At 65.6% G+C, this 16,884-nt stretch carries 15 protein-coding genes; 13 read left to right on the top strand and 2 right to left on the bottom strand.

Going from position 1 to position 16,884, the window contains the following annotated elements:
• Positions 1-7: 7 nt before the first annotated feature.
• Together LXM88_RS15765 and map are read right to left on the bottom strand one after the other, a co-directional pair.
• Positions 8-2,584: a [protein-PII] uridylyltransferase gene (locus tag LXM88_RS15765; RefSeq protein WP_262533702.1), complete on the bottom strand. Its 2,577-nt coding sequence runs from the start codon at positions 2,582-2,584 to the stop codon at positions 8-10.
• Positions 2,585-2,629: 45 nt separating this feature from the next.
• On the bottom strand, positions 2,630-3,445 hold the full coding sequence (gene map / locus LXM88_RS15760) for a type I methionyl aminopeptidase (RefSeq protein ID WP_096471205.1): 816 nt from the start codon (positions 3,443-3,445) through the stop codon (positions 2,630-2,632).
• Between the two features lie 379 nt (positions 3,446-3,824).
• Between map and rpsB the strand changes: the two genes are divergently transcribed.
• The 13 genes from rpsB (at position 3,825) to lpxA (ending at position 16,883) form a co-directional block, all read left to right on the top strand.
• On the top strand, positions 3,825-4,565 hold the full coding sequence (gene rpsB, locus LXM88_RS15755; protein WP_011352461.1) for a 30S ribosomal protein S2: 741 nt from the start codon (positions 3,825-3,827) through the stop codon (positions 4,563-4,565).
• 162 nt (positions 4,566-4,727) lie between these two features.
• Positions 4,728-5,609, top strand: a complete 882-nt coding sequence (gene tsf, locus LXM88_RS15750) for a translation elongation factor Ts (protein WP_034184758.1) — start codon at positions 4,728-4,730, stop codon at positions 5,607-5,609.
• 156 nt (positions 5,610-5,765) lie between these two features.
• Entirely contained in the window at positions 5,766-6,479 is a 714-nt protein-coding gene (gene pyrH, locus LXM88_RS15745; protein WP_006402648.1) for a UMP kinase, read from the top strand.
• 91 nt (positions 6,480-6,570) lie between these two features.
• Positions 6,571-7,131 (top strand): ribosome recycling factor, encoded by a 561-nt coding sequence (frr, locus tag LXM88_RS15740; RefSeq protein WP_047901007.1) that lies wholly within the window; start codon positions 6,571-6,573, stop codon positions 7,129-7,131.
• 47 nt (positions 7,132-7,178) lie between these two features.
• Positions 7,179-7,961, top strand: a complete 783-nt coding sequence (gene uppS, locus LXM88_RS15735; RefSeq protein WP_262533575.1) for a polyprenyl diphosphate synthase — start codon at positions 7,179-7,181, stop codon at positions 7,959-7,961.
• Positions 7,955-8,776: a phosphatidate cytidylyltransferase gene (locus LXM88_RS15730; protein ID WP_262533572.1), complete on the top strand. Its 822-nt coding sequence runs from the start codon at positions 7,955-7,957 to the stop codon at positions 8,774-8,776. The genes uppS and LXM88_RS15730 overlap by 7 nt, the downstream gene beginning before the upstream one ends.
• Positions 8,777-8,791: 15 nt before the next feature.
• A complete protein-coding gene (locus LXM88_RS15725; RefSeq protein ID WP_262533570.1) occupies positions 8,792-9,988 on the top strand; it encodes a 1-deoxy-D-xylulose-5-phosphate reductoisomerase in 1,197 nt (398 codons plus the stop codon).
• A gap of 11 nt (positions 9,989-9,999) precedes the next feature.
• Positions 10,000-11,385 (top strand): RIP metalloprotease RseP, encoded by a 1,386-nt coding sequence (rseP, locus tag LXM88_RS15720; protein ID WP_262533568.1) that lies wholly within the window; start codon positions 10,000-10,002, stop codon positions 11,383-11,385.
• Between the two features lie 61 nt (positions 11,386-11,446).
• Positions 11,447-13,756, top strand: a complete 2,310-nt coding sequence (bamA, locus tag LXM88_RS15715; RefSeq protein ID WP_047901003.1) for an outer membrane protein assembly factor BamA — start codon at positions 11,447-11,449, stop codon at positions 13,754-13,756.
• A 64-nt stretch (positions 13,757-13,820) separates the two neighbouring features.
• Positions 13,821-14,318 carry an OmpH family outer membrane protein gene (locus LXM88_RS15710; RefSeq protein WP_174390159.1) on the top strand — a complete coding sequence of 166 codons (498 nt, stop codon included), beginning with the start codon at positions 13,821-13,823 and terminating at the stop codon, positions 14,316-14,318.
• Positions 14,319-14,334: 16 nt separating this feature from the next.
• Positions 14,335-15,444 (top strand): UDP-3-O-(3-hydroxymyristoyl)glucosamine N-acyltransferase, encoded by a 1,110-nt coding sequence (gene lpxD, locus LXM88_RS15705; protein ID WP_262533562.1) that lies wholly within the window; start codon positions 14,335-14,337, stop codon positions 15,442-15,444.
• A gap of 129 nt (positions 15,445-15,573) precedes the next feature.
• Positions 15,574-16,041 carry a 3-hydroxyacyl-ACP dehydratase FabZ gene (fabZ, locus tag LXM88_RS15700; RefSeq protein ID WP_017331951.1) on the top strand — a complete coding sequence of 156 codons (468 nt, stop codon included), beginning with the start codon at positions 15,574-15,576 and terminating at the stop codon, positions 16,039-16,041.
• 53 nt (positions 16,042-16,094) lie between these two features.
• Positions 16,095-16,883, top strand: a complete 789-nt coding sequence (gene lpxA / locus LXM88_RS15695) for an acyl-ACP--UDP-N-acetylglucosamine O-acyltransferase (RefSeq protein ID WP_262533550.1) — start codon at positions 16,095-16,097, stop codon at positions 16,881-16,883.
• The last annotated feature ends 1 nt before the right edge of the window (position 16,884 follow it).

Here is a 16,884-nt window from a genome sequence, read left to right as displayed (position 1 = left end):
AATTCACTCAGACTGCGATCGCACGCAGCAATTCGGTTTCGAGCTGGATCTGCAGGCGGTTGTCGGACAAGCCGGCGCCTGCGAGCAGGAAGATGTCCTCGACGCGTTCGCCGAGCGTATTGATCCGCGCCGCATGGACGCCGATCCGATGCTCGGCGAGTACGCGCGCGATCGAATAGAGAAGGCCCGGCCGGTCGTTGGCGGACACGGACAGGATGTAGTACTGGCCGCGCTCGTCGGCCCGCAGGTCGACGCGCGGCGTGATCGGAAACGTCCGCGACAGCCTCGACAGGCGGCCCTTGGACGGCTCCGGCAGCGGTGCGGTTTCGGTGAGCCGCGTCGCGAGCTGCTGTTCGACGAGATTCGCGATGTCGCGGTACCGCACGTCGCGTTCGGTCTGCGTGACGATGAAGTTGTCGAGCGCATAACCGTGCCGCGTCGTGCTGACGCGCGCATCGAGCACCGACAGCCCGTTGCGGTCGAAATACGCGCAGATGCCCGCGAACAGGTCGGGGCGGTCCTTCACGTACACGAGCACCTGCAGCGCGTCGCCGATCGGCGACGGCCGCGCGCGGACGATCGCGGTTTCGGCGTTCACGTGCCGGTACAGCACACGCGTCTGCCATGCGATGTCGGCCGCATCGTGACGCAGGAAGAAGCCGACGTCGAGCTGATCCCACAGCGCGCGGTGCGCGTCGTCGGGCACGGTCTCGAGGCGCAGCAGCGCGAGCGCCTGTTCCTGCCGCGACTTCAGCTCGGAGTGTGCGTCGGGGTTCGCGCCGCCGAGCACCGCGAGCGTGACGCGGTACAGATCCTCGAGCAGCTTGCCCTTCCACGTATTCCACACCTTCGGGCTCGTGCCGCGGATATCGGCGACGGTCAGCAGGTAGAGCGCGGTGAGGCGCCGTTCGTTGCCGACGAGTTCGGCGAAGCGCTTGATGACTTCGGGGTCGCTCGTGTCCTGCTTCTGCGCGACCTGGCTCATCGTCAGGTGATGCTGGACGAGCCACACGATCAGCGCCGCGTCGTCGCCGGTGATCCCGTGCTCGCGGCAGAAGCGCCGCGCGTCGGCCATCCCGAGCGTCGAGTGGTCGCCGCCGCGGCCTTTCGCGATGTCGTGGAACAGCGCCGCGACATACAGCACCCACGGGCGCTCGAAGTTGCCGATCAGCTGGCTGCAGAACGGGTATTCGTGCGCATGCTCGGCGACCGCGAAGCGGCGGATGTTGCGCAACACCATCAGGATGTGCTGGTCGACCGTGTACACGTGGTACAGGTCGTGCTGCATCTGGCCGACGATGCGGCGGAAGTTCAGCAGGTAGCGGCCGAGCACGCTCGTCTGGTTCATCAGCCGGAACGCGTGCGTGATCCCTTCGGGCTGCTGCAGGATCCGCATGAACGTGTCGCGGTTCTGCGGATCGCGGCGCCACGCGTTGTTCATGATTTCGCGCGAGTTGTACAGCGCGCGCAGCGTGCGGGCGGACAGGCCCTTCACGCCGCGGGTCGCTTCGTACAGCAGGAACGCTTCGAGGATCGCATCGGGATGGCGTTCGAATACGCCGTCGTCGACGATTTCGAGCATCCCCTGCTTCTCGACGAAGCGGTCGGGCGACAGCACGCGCGTGATGCCGCTCGTCGCGGGGAACAGCTGCGCCTCGATGTTCTGGATCAGGATCGTCGCGAGCTGCGTGACGGCTTTCGCCGCCCAGTAATAGCGGCGCATCAGTTGCTCGCTCGCGCGCTTGGCCTGCGTCGGCTGGTAGCCGAAGCTCTCGGCGGCCTGCGTCTGCAGGTCGAAGACGAGCATGTCCTGGCGGCGGCCGGCAATGACGTGCAGCCGCGCGCGCAGCGTCTTCAGGAAGCCTTCGTTGCGGCGCAGCTCGCGCGCTTCGCGATCGGTGATGAGGCCGCGCGTGTCGAGCTCGCGCCAGCTGCTGCCGAAGCCTGCCGCGCGCGCGATCCACAGGATCGTCTGCAGGTCGCGCAGCCCGCCGGGGCTTTCCTTCACGTTCGGTTCGAGGCTGTACGGCGTGTCCTGGAACTTCGCGTGGCGCTGGCGCATCTCGAGCATCTTCGCGGTGAAGAATGCGCGGGCGTCGAGCGCCTCGTGGTAGCGCACCGTGAAGCGCTCGAACAGCGCGGTGCTGCCGACGATGCGGCGCGCTTCCAGCAGCGAGGTTTGCACCGTGACGTCCTGCGACGCCTCTTCAATGCACTGCGCGACCGTGCGCACGCTGCTGCCGATCTCGAGGCCGAGATCCCACGCCATCCCGATGAAGCGTTCGATGCGCGAGTCGAGCGCCGGGTCGTGCGCATCGGGCAGCAGCACGAGGATGTCGACGTCGGAATAGGGGGCGAGCTCGCCGCGCCCGTAGCCGCCGACGGCGACGAGCGCGAGCGTCGCAGGCAGCCCGCAATCGTCCCACACGCGCTTCAGTGCGTCGTCGGTGAGTTTCGACTGCGCATGCATCAGCGACGCGACGTTCGTCGCGCGGCGAAAGCGCTCGAGCATGTCGGCTTTGGCGGCCTTGAATTCGGCGCGCCGCGACAGCGCTTCGGGCGAGGGGGCGGCGTGAGCGCTCATGGGCGGCCGTTCAGGTGGGGGCGGGGCGGGCTGGCGCGACGGCGCTCAGACTGCGGCGGCCGGTTGCGCGAACACGGGGCGCGCCGGCGTGCCGGCCGACACGGTCAGCACGTCGTAGCCGGTTTCGGTGACGAGCACCGTGTGCTCCCACTGCGCGGACAGGCTGCGGTCGCGCGTCTTGACCGTCCACTGGTCGGGCATCGTGCGGATGTCGCGCTTGCCGGCGTTGATCATCGGCTCGATCGTGAAGATCATCCCGGGCTTCAGCTCGATGCCCGTGCCGGGACGGCCGTAGTGGACGACCTGCGGATCCTCGTGGAACACCGTGCCGATGCCGTGGCCGCAGTATTCGCGCACGACGCTGTAGCCCTGCGCTTCCGCGTGCTTCTGGATCGCATAGCCGATGTCGCCGAGGTGCGCGCCGGGCTTGACCTGGTCGATGCCGAGCCACATGCACTCGTAGGTGGTCTGCACGAGGCGCTTCGCGAGGATCGAGCCCTCGCCGACGATGAACATCCGGCTCGTGTCGCCGAAGTAGCCGTTCTTGATCACGGTGACGTCGATGTTCAGCGCGTCGCCGTTCTTGATCACCTTCTCGCCGGGAATGCCGTGGCAGATCACGTCGTTGACCGAAATGCAGGTGGCCTTCGGGTACGGCGGATAGCCGGGCGGCTGGTAGTTCAGCGGTGCGGGGATCGTGCCCTGTTCGTTGAGCATGAACTCGTGGCAGAGGCGATCGAGTTCGGCGGTCGTGATGCCCGCGACGACGTGCGGCGTGATGAAGTCGAGCACTTCGCTCGCGAGACGGCAGGCGACGCGCATCTCGGCGATGTCGTGTTCGTTTTTGAGCGTAATAGCCATCGAGGTATGCCTGGAATGCGGTGAATTGATGGATTATCGCACCTTATGGCGGGCCTCGCAGCCCCTGCCGGCCGCGCGGATGCGGGTTTTCGCCGATTGTCCGGCCGGCTGCCGCACGGCTAGCGAAAGTGGTGCGCGACTTGAGAGTCGACAAATCGGCGTGCTATACTCTTTGGCTAAGTCGATATCCAAATGCCGAGTTTGCCCCGTCTTGGGGCGGCATCGCGGTGAAAGGCTTGCGGCACGGGCGTTTTGCACGTGTCGAATCGCAAGCCGGCGCAACCAGGGTGCCGATCGCGTGGAATCCGGTTCCTTTCGGGGCAGGTTCGCGCGGCGGTACGGCAGCCGGCTTAAGACCCAACCCTCGTGGAGAATTCACATGGCAGTTACGATGCGCCAAATGCTGGAAGCGGGTGTCCACTTCGGTCACCAGACGCGCTTCTGGAACCCGAAGATGGCACCGTTCATTTTCGGTCACCGCAACAAGATTCACATCATCAACCTCGAAAAGACGCTGCCGATGTTCACGGACGCACAGAAGTACGTGCGCCAGCTGGCAGCGAACCGCGGCACGATCCTGTTCGTCGGCACGAAGCGCCAGTCGCGCGACACGATCGCCCAGGAAGCGCAGCGCGCAGGCATGCCGTACGTCAATGCACGCTGGCTCGGCGGCATGATGACCAACTTCAAGACGCTGAAGGTATCGATCAAGCGCCTGAAGGACATGGAAGCGGCCGTCGAATCGGGCGAAACCGAGAAGATGAGCAAGAAGGAAGCGCTGCTGTTCGAACGTGAAATCGCCAAGCTGCAGAAGTCGATCGGCGGCGTGAAGGACATGGGCGGCATTCCGGACGCGATCTTCGTCGTCGACGTCGGCTACCACAAGATTGCCGTCACCGAAGCGAACAAGCTGGGCGTGCCGGTCATCGCCGTGGTCGATACGAACCACTCGCCGGAAGGTGTGGACTACGTGATCCCGGGCAACGACGACTCGAGCAAGGCAGTCGCGCTGTACGCGGAAGGCGTGGCCGACGCGATCCTCGAAGGCCGTGCTAACGCGGTCAACGAAGTGGTCCAGGCAGCACGCGGCGACGACGAGTACGTCGAGGAAAACGCGTAACTGGCCCCGAGCCGGCGCAAAAAGGGGGCTCTCAACAGGCCCCCTTTTTTTAAGCTTGTGCGCCGGACCTGATCGCGCCGAATCGGCGCGGGTCCGGAAACGAATCTCGGCCGTCCGCGTCCAAGCGGGCGGCGTTGTGAATACAGACTCAAGGAGCGAATGATGGCGGCAATTACCGCAAGCATGGTGGCAGAACTGCGCGCAAAGACCGACGCACCGATGATGGAGTGCAAGAAGGCGCTGACGGAAGCCGACGGCGATCTGGCCAAGGCTGAAGAGCTGCTGCGCGTCAAGCTCGGCAACAAGGCGAGCAAGGCGGCATCGCGCGTGACGGCCGAAGGCGTCGTCGCATCGTTCGTCGGCGGCAACGCAGGCGCGCTGGTCGAACTGAACTGCGAAACCGACTTCGTCGCGAAGAACGACGACTTCCTCGCGTTCTCGAAGACGGTCGCCGAACTCGTCGCGACGCAGAACCCGGCCGACGTGGCCGCGCTGTCGGCGCTGCCGCTCGAGGGCTCGACGGTCGACGCAGTGCGCCTGGCACTGATCGGCAAGATCGGCGAGAACGTGTCGATCCGCCGTTTCGTCCGTTTCGAAACCGCGAACAAGATCGCAACGTACCTGCACGGCGCGCGTATCGGCGTGATCGTCGAGTACACGGGTGCGGAAGAGCAGGTCGGCAAGGACGTCGCGATGCACATCGCGGCAATGAAGCCGGTCGCGCTGTCGTCGGCCGACGTGCCGGCCGAGCTGATCGAGACGGAGCGCCGCGTGGCCGAGCAGAAGGCTGCGGAATCGGGCAAGCCGGCCGAGATCGTCGCGAAGATGGTCGACGGTAGCGTCCAGAAGTACCTGAAGGAAGTGTCGCTGCTGAACCAGACGTTCGTGAAGAACGACAAGCAGACGATCGAGCAGATGCTGAAGGCGGCGGATTCCGCAGTGCAGAAGTTCGCGCTGTTCGTCGTCGGCGAAGGCATCGAGAAGCGCCAGGACGACTTCGCCGCCGAAGTGGCCGCGCAAGTCGCAGCAGCAAAGCAGCAGTAAGCAGTCAGGCAGTATCCGCGGCGGGCGTCCGCTCCGCCGCGGCCGGCGGCGCCGCCGGCCGGCCGGGAAACCCGGTCCGACCGCCGGCGCTTGCCCGAATCAGTATTTCGCCCCTACAGTTCGTGGTTGTCATCCTCTCGTCGCTCGGAAGCCCCTATGTCCAATGCCTATAAACGCGTCCTCCTCAAACTCTCCGGCGAAGCGCTGATGGGCGACGATGCCTTTGGCATCAATCGCGCGACGATCGAACGGATGGTGGCCGATATCGCCGAAGTCGTGCGTCTCGGTACGCAGCTCGCGGTCGTGATCGGAGGCGGTAATATTTTCCGCGGTGTCGCGGGCGGCGCAGCCGGCATGGACCGCGCGACCGCCGACTACATGGGGATGCTCGCGACGATGATGAACGCGCTGGCGCTGCAGGACGCGATGCGCCACGCCGGCATCGAGGCGCGCGTACAGTCCGCGCTGCGGATGGACCAGGTCGTCGAGCCGTACATTCGGCCCCGCGCGATCCGCCAGCTCGAGGAAGGCCGCGTCGTGATCTTCGCGGCAGGCACCGGCAACCCGTTCTTCACGACGGACACCGCCGCGGCCCTGCGCGGTTCGGAAGTGGGCGCCGAGGTCGTACTGAAGGCGACCAAGGTTGATGGCGTATATTCTGCCGATCCGAAGAAGGATCCGTCGGCCACGCGCTACACGACGATCAGCTTCGACGAGGCGATCAGCCGCAACCTGCAGGTGATGGACGCGACGGCGTTTGCGCTGTGCCGCGACCAGAAGCTGCCGATTCGCGTGTTTTCGATCAACAAGCCGGGCGCGCTCAAGCGCATCGTGCTGGGCGAGGACGAAGGTACGCTCGTCCACGTGTAAACTCCCGCGGATGCGGGTCGTCGGCCCAGGTGCGCGTGTCGCGCCGGGCAGCGCCCGCGTTTTTTGAAGGTTTGAAGGTTCGGAGGTTGAAATGAGTGTCGCTGATACCAAGAAGGGCGTCGAGCAGAAGATGCAGCGCTCGATCGATGCATTCAAGAGCGATCTGGCGAAGATCCGTACGGGCCGTGCGCACACCGGCATGCTCGATCACGTGCAGGTCGACTACTACGGGTCGATGGTGCCGATTTCGCAGGTTGCCAACATGACGCTCGTCGACGCACGCACGATCGGCGTGCAGCCGTGGGAAAAGCCGATGGTCGCGAAGGTCGAGAAGGCCATTCGCGAAGCCGATCTCGGCCTGAACCCGGCAACGTCCGGCGACCTGATCCGCGTGCCGATGCCCGCGCTGACGGAAGAGCGCCGCCGCGAGCTGACCAAGGTCGTCAAGAGCGAAGGCGAAACGGCCAAGGTCGCGATCCGCAACCTGCGCCGCGACGCGAACGAAGCGCTCAAGAAGCTCGTGAAGGACAAGGAAATCTCGGAAGACGACGAGCGCCGTGCGAGCGACGACGTGCAGAAGCTGACCGACAAGCACGTTGCCGAAATCGACAAGCTCGTGCAGACCAAGGAAGCCGAGATCATGACGGTTTGACGACCGTCCTCGCGCGCCGCCTTCTTCCCGCAACTGTCTCAACGGCCATGACCTATACCAGCTCTACCGTTCGCGTGCCTGACGTCGGCGTCGTGCCGCGTCACATCGCGATCATCATGGACGGCAACGGCCGTTGGGCCACCGAACGCCGCTTGCCGCGCGTCGCGGGGCATACCCGCGGCGTCGATGCCGTGCGGGCGGTGGTCGAGGGCTGCGCGCGCGCCGGCGTCGAATACCTGACGCTGTTCGCGTTCAGTTCGGAAAACTGGCGCCGGCCGAACGACGAAGTGTCGTTCCTGATGCGGCTCTTCATCACCGCGCTCGAGCGCGAGGTGGGCAAACTGCATGCGAACGGAATCCGCCTGCGTGTCGTCGGCGATCTCGATCGCTTCGAGCCGCGCATCCGCGAACTGATTCGCCGCGCCGAAACCAAGACGGCGCGCAACACCCGTCTTACGCTCACCATCGCTGCCAACTACGGCGGCCGGTGGGACATCCTGCAGGCGACGAAGAAGCTCGTCGAGCAGGCCGTGCGCGAGGGTCGCGAGGTCGAAGTGACCGAGGACGCATTCGCGCCGCACCTGGCGATGGCCTATGCGCCGGAGCCCGATCTCTTCATCCGTACAGGCGGCGAGCAGCGCGTCAGCAACTTCCTGCTGTGGCAGCTCGCGTACGCCGAATTCTATTTCACCGACAAATACTGGCCGGATTTCGACGGCGCGGCGCTGGCCGACGCGATGGCGTCGTATACCGATCGTGAGCGCCGTTTCGGGCGCACGAGCGCGCAGCTCGAACCGCAATCGCAGAACGCCGACTCCCTTTCATGCTGAAAACCCGTGTGATCACGGCGCTCGTGATGCTGGCAGTGCTGCTGCCGGTGACGCTGTTCGCGCCGCTCGCGGCGTTCGGCGCGCTGATCGGCGTCGTGCTCGTGTTTGCCGCGTGGGAATGGGCGCGCCTGCTGAAGCTCGGCGGCGCCGGCCCGGTCGTCTATGCGGTCGTCGCGGCGCTGGCGCTGGCGGCCACCACGCCGTTCGGCATCGATGCCGCTGGATCCCGCCCCCTTTTCATGGCGGCCGGCGTGTTCTGGCTGCTGGTCGGCCCGTTCGCGCTGCGGCGCAAGCCCGAATTCGCGAGCGGTGCCTGGCGGCCGTTCCTGCTGGCGGCCGGGCTGATCGTGTTCGCGGCCTGCTGGCATGCGCTCGTCGCGGCGCGCGCGCAGGGCGTGCCGTTCGTGCTGTCGCTGCTACTCGTCGTCTGGCTGGCCGATATCGGCGCATACTTCGCGGGCAAGGCCTTCGGAAAGCGTAAACTGGCCATTACGATCAGTCCCGGCAAGAGCTGGGAAGGCGCGATCGGCGGCTGGCTTGCGGTGATGGTCGTCGCCGGCGTCGCGATGGCCGCGCATGCGTTCGAGCCGACCCTGTTTTCCGCATTCGCCGTGCGCTACGGAATGCCCGGCGCGTGGGCCGCGCTGACGCTGCTGGTCGCGTACAGCGTGATCGGCGACCTGTTCGAGTCGCTGCTGAAGCGGCAGGCCGGTGTGAAGGATTCGAGCGGACTGCTGCCGGGCCATGGCGGCGTGCTCGACCGTGTCGACGCGCTGCTGCCGGTGCTGCCGCTCGCGATGCTGCTGCTTGGTTAAACCATTATTCCTGTTATGCAAAAACGTCTGACATTGCTCGGTTCCACGGGCTCGATCGGAGACAGCACGCTCGACGTCGTCGCGCGCCATCCCGAACGATTCTCGGTCTACGCGCTGACCGCGCACCGCAACGGCGACAAGCTCGTCGAGCAGTGTCTGCGCTTCGCGCCTGAAGTGGCGGTGGTCGGCGATGCCGCGACAGCTGCACATGTCGACGCGAAACTGCGCGCGGCGGGCAGCAAGACGACCGTGCTGCACGGGCCACAGGCGCTCGTCGACGTGTCGAAGAGCGACGGCTGCGACACGGTGGTCGCCGCGATCGTCGGCGCGGCCGGCCTGGCGCCGAGCCTCGCGGCCGCGCGTGCCGGCAAGCGGATCCTGCTTGCGAACAAGGAAGCGCTCGTGATGTCGGGCGCGATCTTCATGGACGCCGTGCGCGACCATGGCGCGATCCTGCTGCCGGTCGACAGCGAACACAACGCGATCTTCCAGTGCATGCCGCGCGACGCGGCCGAGCACGGCGGGATCTCGAAGATCATCCTGACCGCATCGGGCGGCCCGTTCCGGACACGTGAGCCGGCCACGCTCGTCGACGTGACGCCGGACGAGGCGTGCAAGCATCCGAACTGGGTGATGGGCCGCAAGATCTCGGTCGATTCCGCGACGATGATGAACAAGGGCCTCGAGGTGATCGAGGCGCACTGGATCTTCGGGCTGCCGGGCGACCGGATCGACGTGCTGATCCACCCGCAGAGCGTGATTCACTCGCTCGTGTCGTACCGCGACGGCTCGGTGCTCGCGCAGCTCGGCAACCCCGACATGCGCACGCCGATCGCGCACGCGCTGGCGTTTCCCGATCGCGTCGATGCGGGCGTCGACCAGCTCGATCTCGCGCAGATCGCGCAGTTGTCGTTCGAGAAGCCCGATTACGCGCGCTTCCCGTGCCTCGCGCTCGCGCTGAAGGCGCTTGAGGAAGGCGGCATCGCGAGCGCCGCATTGAACGCGGCGAACGAGGTTGCGGTCGAAGCATTTCTCGAGCGCCGGATCGGCTTCATGGCGATCGCGGCGACGGTCGACGCAGTGCTCAACGCGCTGCCGAACCGTGCGCCCGACGGGCTCGACGATGTCCTGGCGGCGGATGCCGAGGCACGCCGCCTCGCCGCCGCGATTATTGCGAAAGCGCCTGCGCCCCGCGTGGAGCGTACTGTCTGAATGGAGTGCTCATGAACGTGCTGGTCGAACTGATCGCGTTTGCGGTGGCGATCGGGGTGCTGGTCGTCGTGCATGAGTACGGACATTATCGTGTCGCGCGCTGGTGCGGCGTGAAGGTGCTGCGTTTCTCCATCGGCTTCGGCCAGCCCGTTGCGCGCTGGGTCAGCCGCAAGACGGGCACCGAGTGGACGTTGTCCGCGCTGCCGCTCGGCGGCTATGTGAAGATGCTCGACGAGCGCGATCCGGGCCCCGGCGTCAAGCCGGAGGAGCTCGGCCAGGCGTTCAACCGGCAGTCGGTCTACAAGCGCATCGCGATCGTCGCAGCCGGGCCGATTGCGAATTTCCTGTTGGCAATCGTGCTGTTTTCCGTCGTATTTGCCACCGGTGTGACGGAGCAGGCCGCGATCGTCGCGCCGCCGGCCGCCGGCACGGTGGCGGCCCGCGCGGGCTTCGACGGCAGCGAGACGATCGTGTCGATCCGCAACGTGCGCGTAGGCGATGCGCAGGGCGGCGAGTCGGAGCCGGTGCGGTCGTGGTCGGACCTGCGCTGGAAGCTGCTGGCGGCCGCGTTCGATCATCGCGAGGTCGTGCTCGGCGCGCGCGACGGCAGCACGACGTTCGATTTTCGCGTCGACCTTCGCAATGTTCCCGAAAGTCAGCTCGACGACGATTTCATGGCGCACCTGGGCTTCGACACCGGCGGCGGCACGCTGTCGGTCGCATCGGTGCAGCCCGGCAGCGCCGCCGAGCGGGCAGGCCTGAAGGCCGGCGACAAGCTGGTGGCGCTCGACGGCAAGCCGATCGCCGGCGCGTCGCGCTTCATCGATTTCGTCAAGCACCATGCGGGCAAGGCGCTCGACCTGCGGATCGAGCGTGACGGCGTCGCGCAGACCGTATCGATCGTGCCGCAGATGCAGCGCGACGACGAATCGGGGCAGCAGGTCGGCCGCATCGGCGCGGCGCTGTCGATGCACACGCCGTCCGTCGATGTGCGCTACGGGCCGATCGAGAGCCTGCGGCTCGGCGTGCACCGCACGTGGGACATCTCCGTGTATTCGCTGCGGATGTTCGGGCGCATGATTACCGGCAACGCGTCGCTGAAGAACCTGTCCGGCCCCGTGACGATCGCCGACTACGCGGGCAAGAGCGCGCGGCTCGGTCCGTCGGCGTTCCTGTCGTTCCTCGCCCTTGTCAGCATTAGCCTTGGCGTCCTGAACTTGTTGCCGATTCCCGTTTTGGACGGGGGGCATCTGTTATATTATGCGGTTGAAGCCGCGACCGGGAAAGCCGTCTCGGAGCGCTGGCAACTGATTCTGCAAAGAGCCGGGTTGATCTGCATCGTCGCGTTGTCGGCGATCGCGCTGTTCAACGATCTGGCTCGGTTAATCCATTTCTGAAGCGTCAGGCGGCCGCCGCTGGGCAGCCGCCCGATTTGATGCAGCTAAATATTGGGGATGCATGTTGTTCAAACCTCATCGCTTTGTACCTAAGACAGTTGCAGCGGCCGCGCTCGCCGCTCACGGCCTCGCGGCGCATGCAGCGGCACCGTTCGTGGTGCAAGACATCAAGATCGAGGGGCTGCAGCGCGTCGAAGCGGGTTCGGTGTTCGCCTACCTGCCGATCAAGCAGGGCGATACCTTCACGGACGACAAGGCATCCGAAGCAATCCGCGCGCTGTACGCGACGGGCTTTTTCAACGACGTGCGCATCGCCACGCAGGGCAACGTCGTGATCGTGCAGGTGCAGGAGCGTCCGGCCATCGCGTCGATCGACTTCACCGGCACGAAGGAATTCGACAAGGACAACCTGACGAAGGCGCTGCGCGCCGTCGGTCTCGCCGACGGCCGCTACTACGACAAGGCGCTCGTCGACAAGGCGGAGCAGGAGCTCAAGCGTCAGTACCTGACGCGCGGTTTCTATGCGGCCGAAGTCAAGACGACGGTCACGCCGGTCGATGCGAACCGCGTGTCGATCCTGTTCGCGGTGGCCGAAGGCCCGAGCGCGAAGATCCGCCAGATCAACTTCATCGGCAACAAGGCGTTCAGCACCAGCACGCTGCGCGACGAGATGCAGCTTTCGACGCCGAACTGGTTCTCGTGGTACACGAAGAACGACCTGTATTCGAAGGAAAAGCTGACCGGCGACCTCGAAGCCGTGCGCTCGTACTACCTGAACCGCGGCTACCTCGAGTTCAACATCGAGTCGACCCAGGTGTCGATCTCGCCCGACAAGAAGGACATGTACCTGACGGTCACGCTGCACGAAGGCGAGCCGTACACGGTATCGGGCATCAAGCTGTCGGGCAACCTGCTCGATCGCGAGGCCGAACTCAACAAGCTGATCAAGATCAAGCCGGGCGACCGCTTCTCGGCCGAAAAGCTGCAGCAGACGACCAAGTCGATCGTCGACAAGCTCGGTGAATACGGCTATGCATTCGCGGCCGTCAACGCGCAGCCGGACATCGACCAGGCGAACCACAAGGTGAACCTGAACCTCGTCGTCGATCCGAGCCGCCGCGTGTATGTGCGCCGCATCAACGTCGTCGGCAACACGCGTACGCGCGACGAAGTGGTGCGCCGCGAAATGCGCCAGCTCGAAAGCTCGTGGTTCGATTCGAACCGTCTCGCGCTGTCGAAGGACCGCGTGAACCGTCTCGGCTACTTCACCAACGTCGACGTGACGACGGTGCCGGTCGAAGGCACGAACGACCAGGTCGACGTGAACGTGAAGGTCGACGAAAAGCCGACCGGCGCGATCACGCTGGGTGCCGGTTTCTCGTCGACGGACAAGGTCGTGCTGTCGGCTGGCGTGTCGCAGGACAACGTGTTCGGCTCGGGCACCAGCCTGTCGGTGAACGTCAACACCGCGAAGAGCTACCGTACGCTGACCGTCACGCAGGTCGACCCGTACTTCACGGTCGACGGCATCAAGCGGATCACCGACGTCTTCTACCGCACGTACCAGCCGCTCTACTATTCGACGAGCTCGAGCTTCCGGATCATCAGCGCGGGCGGCAACCTGAAGTTCGGCATCCCGTTCTCGGAAGTCGACACCGTCTACTTCGGCGCGGGCTTCGAGCAGAACCGCCTCGACGTCGATTCGAACACGCCGCAGAGCTACCAGGATTACGTGAACGAGTTCGGCCGCGTGTCGAACACGGTGCCGCTGACCGTCGCATGGTCGCGCGACGCACGCGACAGCGCGCTGATCCCGAGCCGCGGCTACTTCACGCAGGCGAACGTCGAATACGGCGTGCCGGTCGGCAAGATCCAGTACTACAAGGCCGACCTGCAGGCGCAGTACTACTATTCGTTCTCGCGCGGCTTCATCCTCGGCATGAACCTGCAGGGCGGCTACGGTAACGGTATCGGCAACCCGTACCCGATCTTCAAGAACTACTACGCGGGCGGTATCGGCTCCGTGCGTGGCTACGAGCCGAGCTCGCTGGGCCCGCGCGACACGAAGACGAACGACCCGATCGGCGGTTCGAAGATGCTGGTCGGCAACATCGAGCTGACGTTCCCGCTGCCGGGCACCGGCTACGACCGCACGCTGCGCGTGTTCACGTTCCTCGACGGCGGTAACGTGTGGGGCAACGCGCCGGGCGGCACGAGTACGGGCGCCAACGGCCTGCGTTACGGCTACGGTGTGGGTCTCGCGTGGATCTCGCCGATCGGCCCGCTGAAGCTGAGCCTCGGCTTCCCGCTGCAGAAGCACGAAGGCGACCAGTACCAGAAATTCCAGTTCCAGATCGGGACGGCGTTCTGACCGAACGCATGACAACAGCAACGAGAGGGTAATTTTGCCAACCGGTAAGTTTTCGAAACGAGTGATGTGCGCGCTGACCGTTGCGCTGGCCCTGGGCGCGGCGACGGTTCACGCACAGGACGTCGCCCGCATCGCGGCGGTCAATTCGGATCGGATCCTGCGCGAGTCAGTGCCCGCGAAGGCGGCGCAGACGAAGCTCGAAGCCGAGTTCGCGAAGCGCGACAAGGATCTGCAGGATCTGGCGGCGCGCCTGAAGTCGATGTCGGATTCGCTCGACAAGAGCGGCACGTCACTGTCGGCGGCCGATCGCGCGCAGAAGCAGCGCGATCTCGCCCAGCTCGATACCGATTTCCAGCGCAAGCAGCGCGAGTTCCGCGAGGACCTGAACCAGCGTCGCAACGAGGAACTGGCGGCGGTGCTGGAGCGGGCGAACAAGGTCATCAAGCAGATCGCCGAGCAGCAGAATTACGATCTGATCGTGCAGGAAGCCGTGTACGTCAGCCCGCGCATCGACATCACCGACAAGGTGCTCAAGGCGCTCGCGTCCGGCTCGACGAACTGAACGGAGCAGACGACGAATGGCATTGACGCTTGAGGAACTCGTAAAGCGGTTCGGCGGCGAGATCGCCGGCGACGCACAGTGCAAGGTGGGCGGGCTGGCACCGCTCGACCAGGCCGGCGCTCACCAACTCGCGTTCCTCGCGAATCCGAAATATCTGTCGCAGGTCGAGTCGACCCGCGCAGGCGCGGTACTGATCGCACCGAAGGATCTGGAAAAGCTGGGCGCGGCCGCTAACGGCCGGATGGCCGGCCCCCGGATGGCCGGCCCCCGCAATTTCATCGTGACGCCGAATCCTTACGCGTACTTCGCGCGCGTCGCGCAGTTGTTCATCGACCTGGCCGCGCCGCCGCGCGCCGCCGGCGTGCATCCGAGCGCGACGATCGATCCGGCCGCGCAGGTCGCCGCGAGCGCGGTGATCGGCCCGCACGTGACGGTCGAGGCCGGCGCGGTGATCGAGGACGGCGTGCAGCTCGACGCGAACGTATTCGTCGGCCGCGGCACGACGATCGGCGCGGGCTCGCACCTTTATCCGAACGCATCGGTGTACCACGGCTGCAAGGTCGGCCCGCGCGCGATCATCCATTCGGGCGCGGTGATCGGCTCCGACGGCTTCGGCTTCGCGCCGGATTTCGTCGGCGACGGCGACGCACGCACCGGCAGCTGGGTCAAGATCCCGCAGGTCGGCGGCGTATCGATCGGCCCGGACGTCGAGATCGGCGCGAACACGACGATCGATCGCGGCGCGATGGCGGATACCGTCATCGAGGAATGCGTGAAGATCGACAACCAGGTGCAGATCGCCCATAACTGCCGGATCGGCGCCTACACGGTGATCGCCGGCAAGGCGGGCATTGCGGGCAGCACGACGATCGGCCGCCACTGCATGATCGGCGGCGCGGCCGGGATCGCCGGCCACGTGACGCTCGGCGACTACGTGATCATCACCGCGAATTCGGGCGTGTCGAAGTCGCTGCCGAAGGCCGGCATCTATACCAGCGCGTTCCCGGCCGTCGACCACGGCGAATGGAACAAGAGCGCCGCGCTCGTGCGCAACCTCGGCAAGCTGCGCGACCGCGTCAAGGCGCTCGAAGCCGCGCTCGCCGCCCAGGGCGGCGCGGACGCCTGAGCGCGCCATGCGAGACCACCAACCGGGCACGGCCAGCGCAACCGGCCCGGTTTGCCAGACTGGGCCGCGGGGCGGCCCGCTTCAGCCTTTGCATCACCACCGCGCAGCCTCTGCGTGAGACGAACCATCATGAGCACTGAAAAAATCAATCTCGACATCCACAAGATCCTCACGCTGCTGCCGCATCGCTACCCGATTCTGCTCGTCGATCGCGTGCTCGAACTCGAGCCGCACAAAGGGATCAAAGCGCTGAAGAACGTGTCGATCAACGAGCCGTTCTTCCAGGGGCACTTCCCGAAGCGGCCGGTGATGCCGGGCGTGCTGATCCTCGAAGCGCTCGCGCAGGCTGCGGCGCTGCTGACCTTCGCGGAAGAGCAGCCGAAGGATCCGGAGAACACGCTGTACTACTTCGTCGGGATCGACGGCGCGCGCTTCAAGCGCGTGGTCGAACCGGGCGACCAACTGATTCTGAACGTGACGTTCGAACGCTACATCCGCGGCATCTGGAAGTTCAAGGCGGTGGCGGAAGTGGACGGCAAGGTGGCGGCGGAAGCCGAACTGATGTGCACGGTCAAGACGACCGACGCGGCGCCCTGAGCGACGCGGCACGCATCGGCAACGCAACACATCACATCGAGAGGCAACGGCGCATGACCAGGATTCATCCCACCGCGATTGTCGAACCGGGCGCGCAAATCGACGAATCGGTCGAGATCGGCCCGTATGCGATCGTCGGCCCGAACGTCACGATCGGCGCGCGCACGACGATCGGCTCGCACAGTGTGATCGAAGGCCACACGACGATCGGCGAGGACAACCGCATCGGCCATTACGCATCGGTCGGCGGCCGTCCGCAGGACATGAAGTACAAGGACGAGCCGACGAAGCTCGTGATCGGCAACCGCAACACGATCCGCGAATTCACGACGATCCACACGGGCACCGTGCAGGACGTCGGCGTGACGACGCTCGGCGACGACAACTGGATCATGGCCTACGTGCACATCGGCCATGACTGCAAGGTCGGCAGCAACGTCATCATGTCGAGCAACGCGCAGATGGCCGGCCACGTCGAGATCGGCGACTGGGCGATCGTCGGCGGGATGTCGGGCGTTCACCAGTTCGTGCGCATCGGTGCGCACTCGATGCTGGGCGGCGCGTCGGCGCTCGTGCAGGACATTCCGCCGTTCGTGATCGCGGCAGGCAACAAGGCCGAGCCGCACGGGATCAACGTCGAAGGGCTGCGCCGGCGCGGCTTCTCGGCCGATGCGATCTCGGCGCTGCGCAGCGCGTACCGTCTGCTGTACAAGAACGGCCTGTCGCTCGAGGAAGCGAAGGTGCAGCTGCTCGAGCTGGCGGAGGCGGGCGGCGACGGCGACGCACCGGTGAAGGCGCTCGTCGAGTTCGTCAACGCGTCGCAACGCGGCATCATCCGCTAAG

This window comes from Burkholderia sp. S-53, assembly GCF_025560745.1.
Taxonomy (GTDB): Bacteria; Pseudomonadota; Gammaproteobacteria; order Burkholderiales; family Burkholderiaceae; genus Burkholderia; species Burkholderia pyrrocinia.
The sequence above is the reverse complement of the archived record's forward strand: the minus strand, read 5'-3'. Positions and strand labels throughout refer to the sequence as shown.

Excerpts from the sequence above, each read along its gene's own strand:
- LXM88_RS15765 (WP_262533702.1), bottom strand. The coding sequence starts at position 2,584 with ATGAGCGCTCACGCCGCCCCCTCGCCCGAAGCGCTGTCGCGGCGCGCC.
- map (WP_096471205.1), bottom strand. The coding sequence starts at position 3,445 with ATGGCTATTACGCTCAAAAACGAACACGACATCGCCGAGATGCGCGTC.
- rpsB (WP_011352461.1), top strand. The coding sequence starts at position 3,825 with ATGGCAGTTACGATGCGCCAAATGCTGGAAGCGGGTGTCCACTTCGGT.
- tsf (WP_034184758.1), top strand. The coding sequence starts at position 4,728 with ATGGCGGCAATTACCGCAAGCATGGTGGCAGAACTGCGCGCAAAGACC.
- pyrH (WP_006402648.1), top strand. The coding sequence starts at position 5,766 with ATGTCCAATGCCTATAAACGCGTCCTCCTCAAACTCTCCGGCGAAGCG.
- frr (WP_047901007.1), top strand. The coding sequence starts at position 6,571 with ATGAGTGTCGCTGATACCAAGAAGGGCGTCGAGCAGAAGATGCAGCGC.
- uppS (WP_262533575.1), top strand. The coding sequence starts at position 7,179 with ATGACCTATACCAGCTCTACCGTTCGCGTGCCTGACGTCGGCGTCGTG.
- LXM88_RS15730 (WP_262533572.1), top strand. The coding sequence starts at position 7,955 with ATGCTGAAAACCCGTGTGATCACGGCGCTCGTGATGCTGGCAGTGCTG.
- LXM88_RS15725 (WP_262533570.1), top strand. The coding sequence starts at position 8,792 with ATGCAAAAACGTCTGACATTGCTCGGTTCCACGGGCTCGATCGGAGAC.
- rseP (WP_262533568.1), top strand. The coding sequence starts at position 10,000 with ATGAACGTGCTGGTCGAACTGATCGCGTTTGCGGTGGCGATCGGGGTG.
- bamA (WP_047901003.1), top strand. The coding sequence starts at position 11,447 with ATGTTGTTCAAACCTCATCGCTTTGTACCTAAGACAGTTGCAGCGGCC.
- LXM88_RS15710 (WP_174390159.1), top strand. The coding sequence starts at position 13,821 with ATGTGCGCGCTGACCGTTGCGCTGGCCCTGGGCGCGGCGACGGTTCAC.
- lpxD (WP_262533562.1), top strand. The coding sequence starts at position 14,335 with ATGGCATTGACGCTTGAGGAACTCGTAAAGCGGTTCGGCGGCGAGATC.
- fabZ (WP_017331951.1), top strand. The coding sequence starts at position 15,574 with ATGAGCACTGAAAAAATCAATCTCGACATCCACAAGATCCTCACGCTG.
- lpxA (WP_262533550.1), top strand. The coding sequence starts at position 16,095 with ATGACCAGGATTCATCCCACCGCGATTGTCGAACCGGGCGCGCAAATC.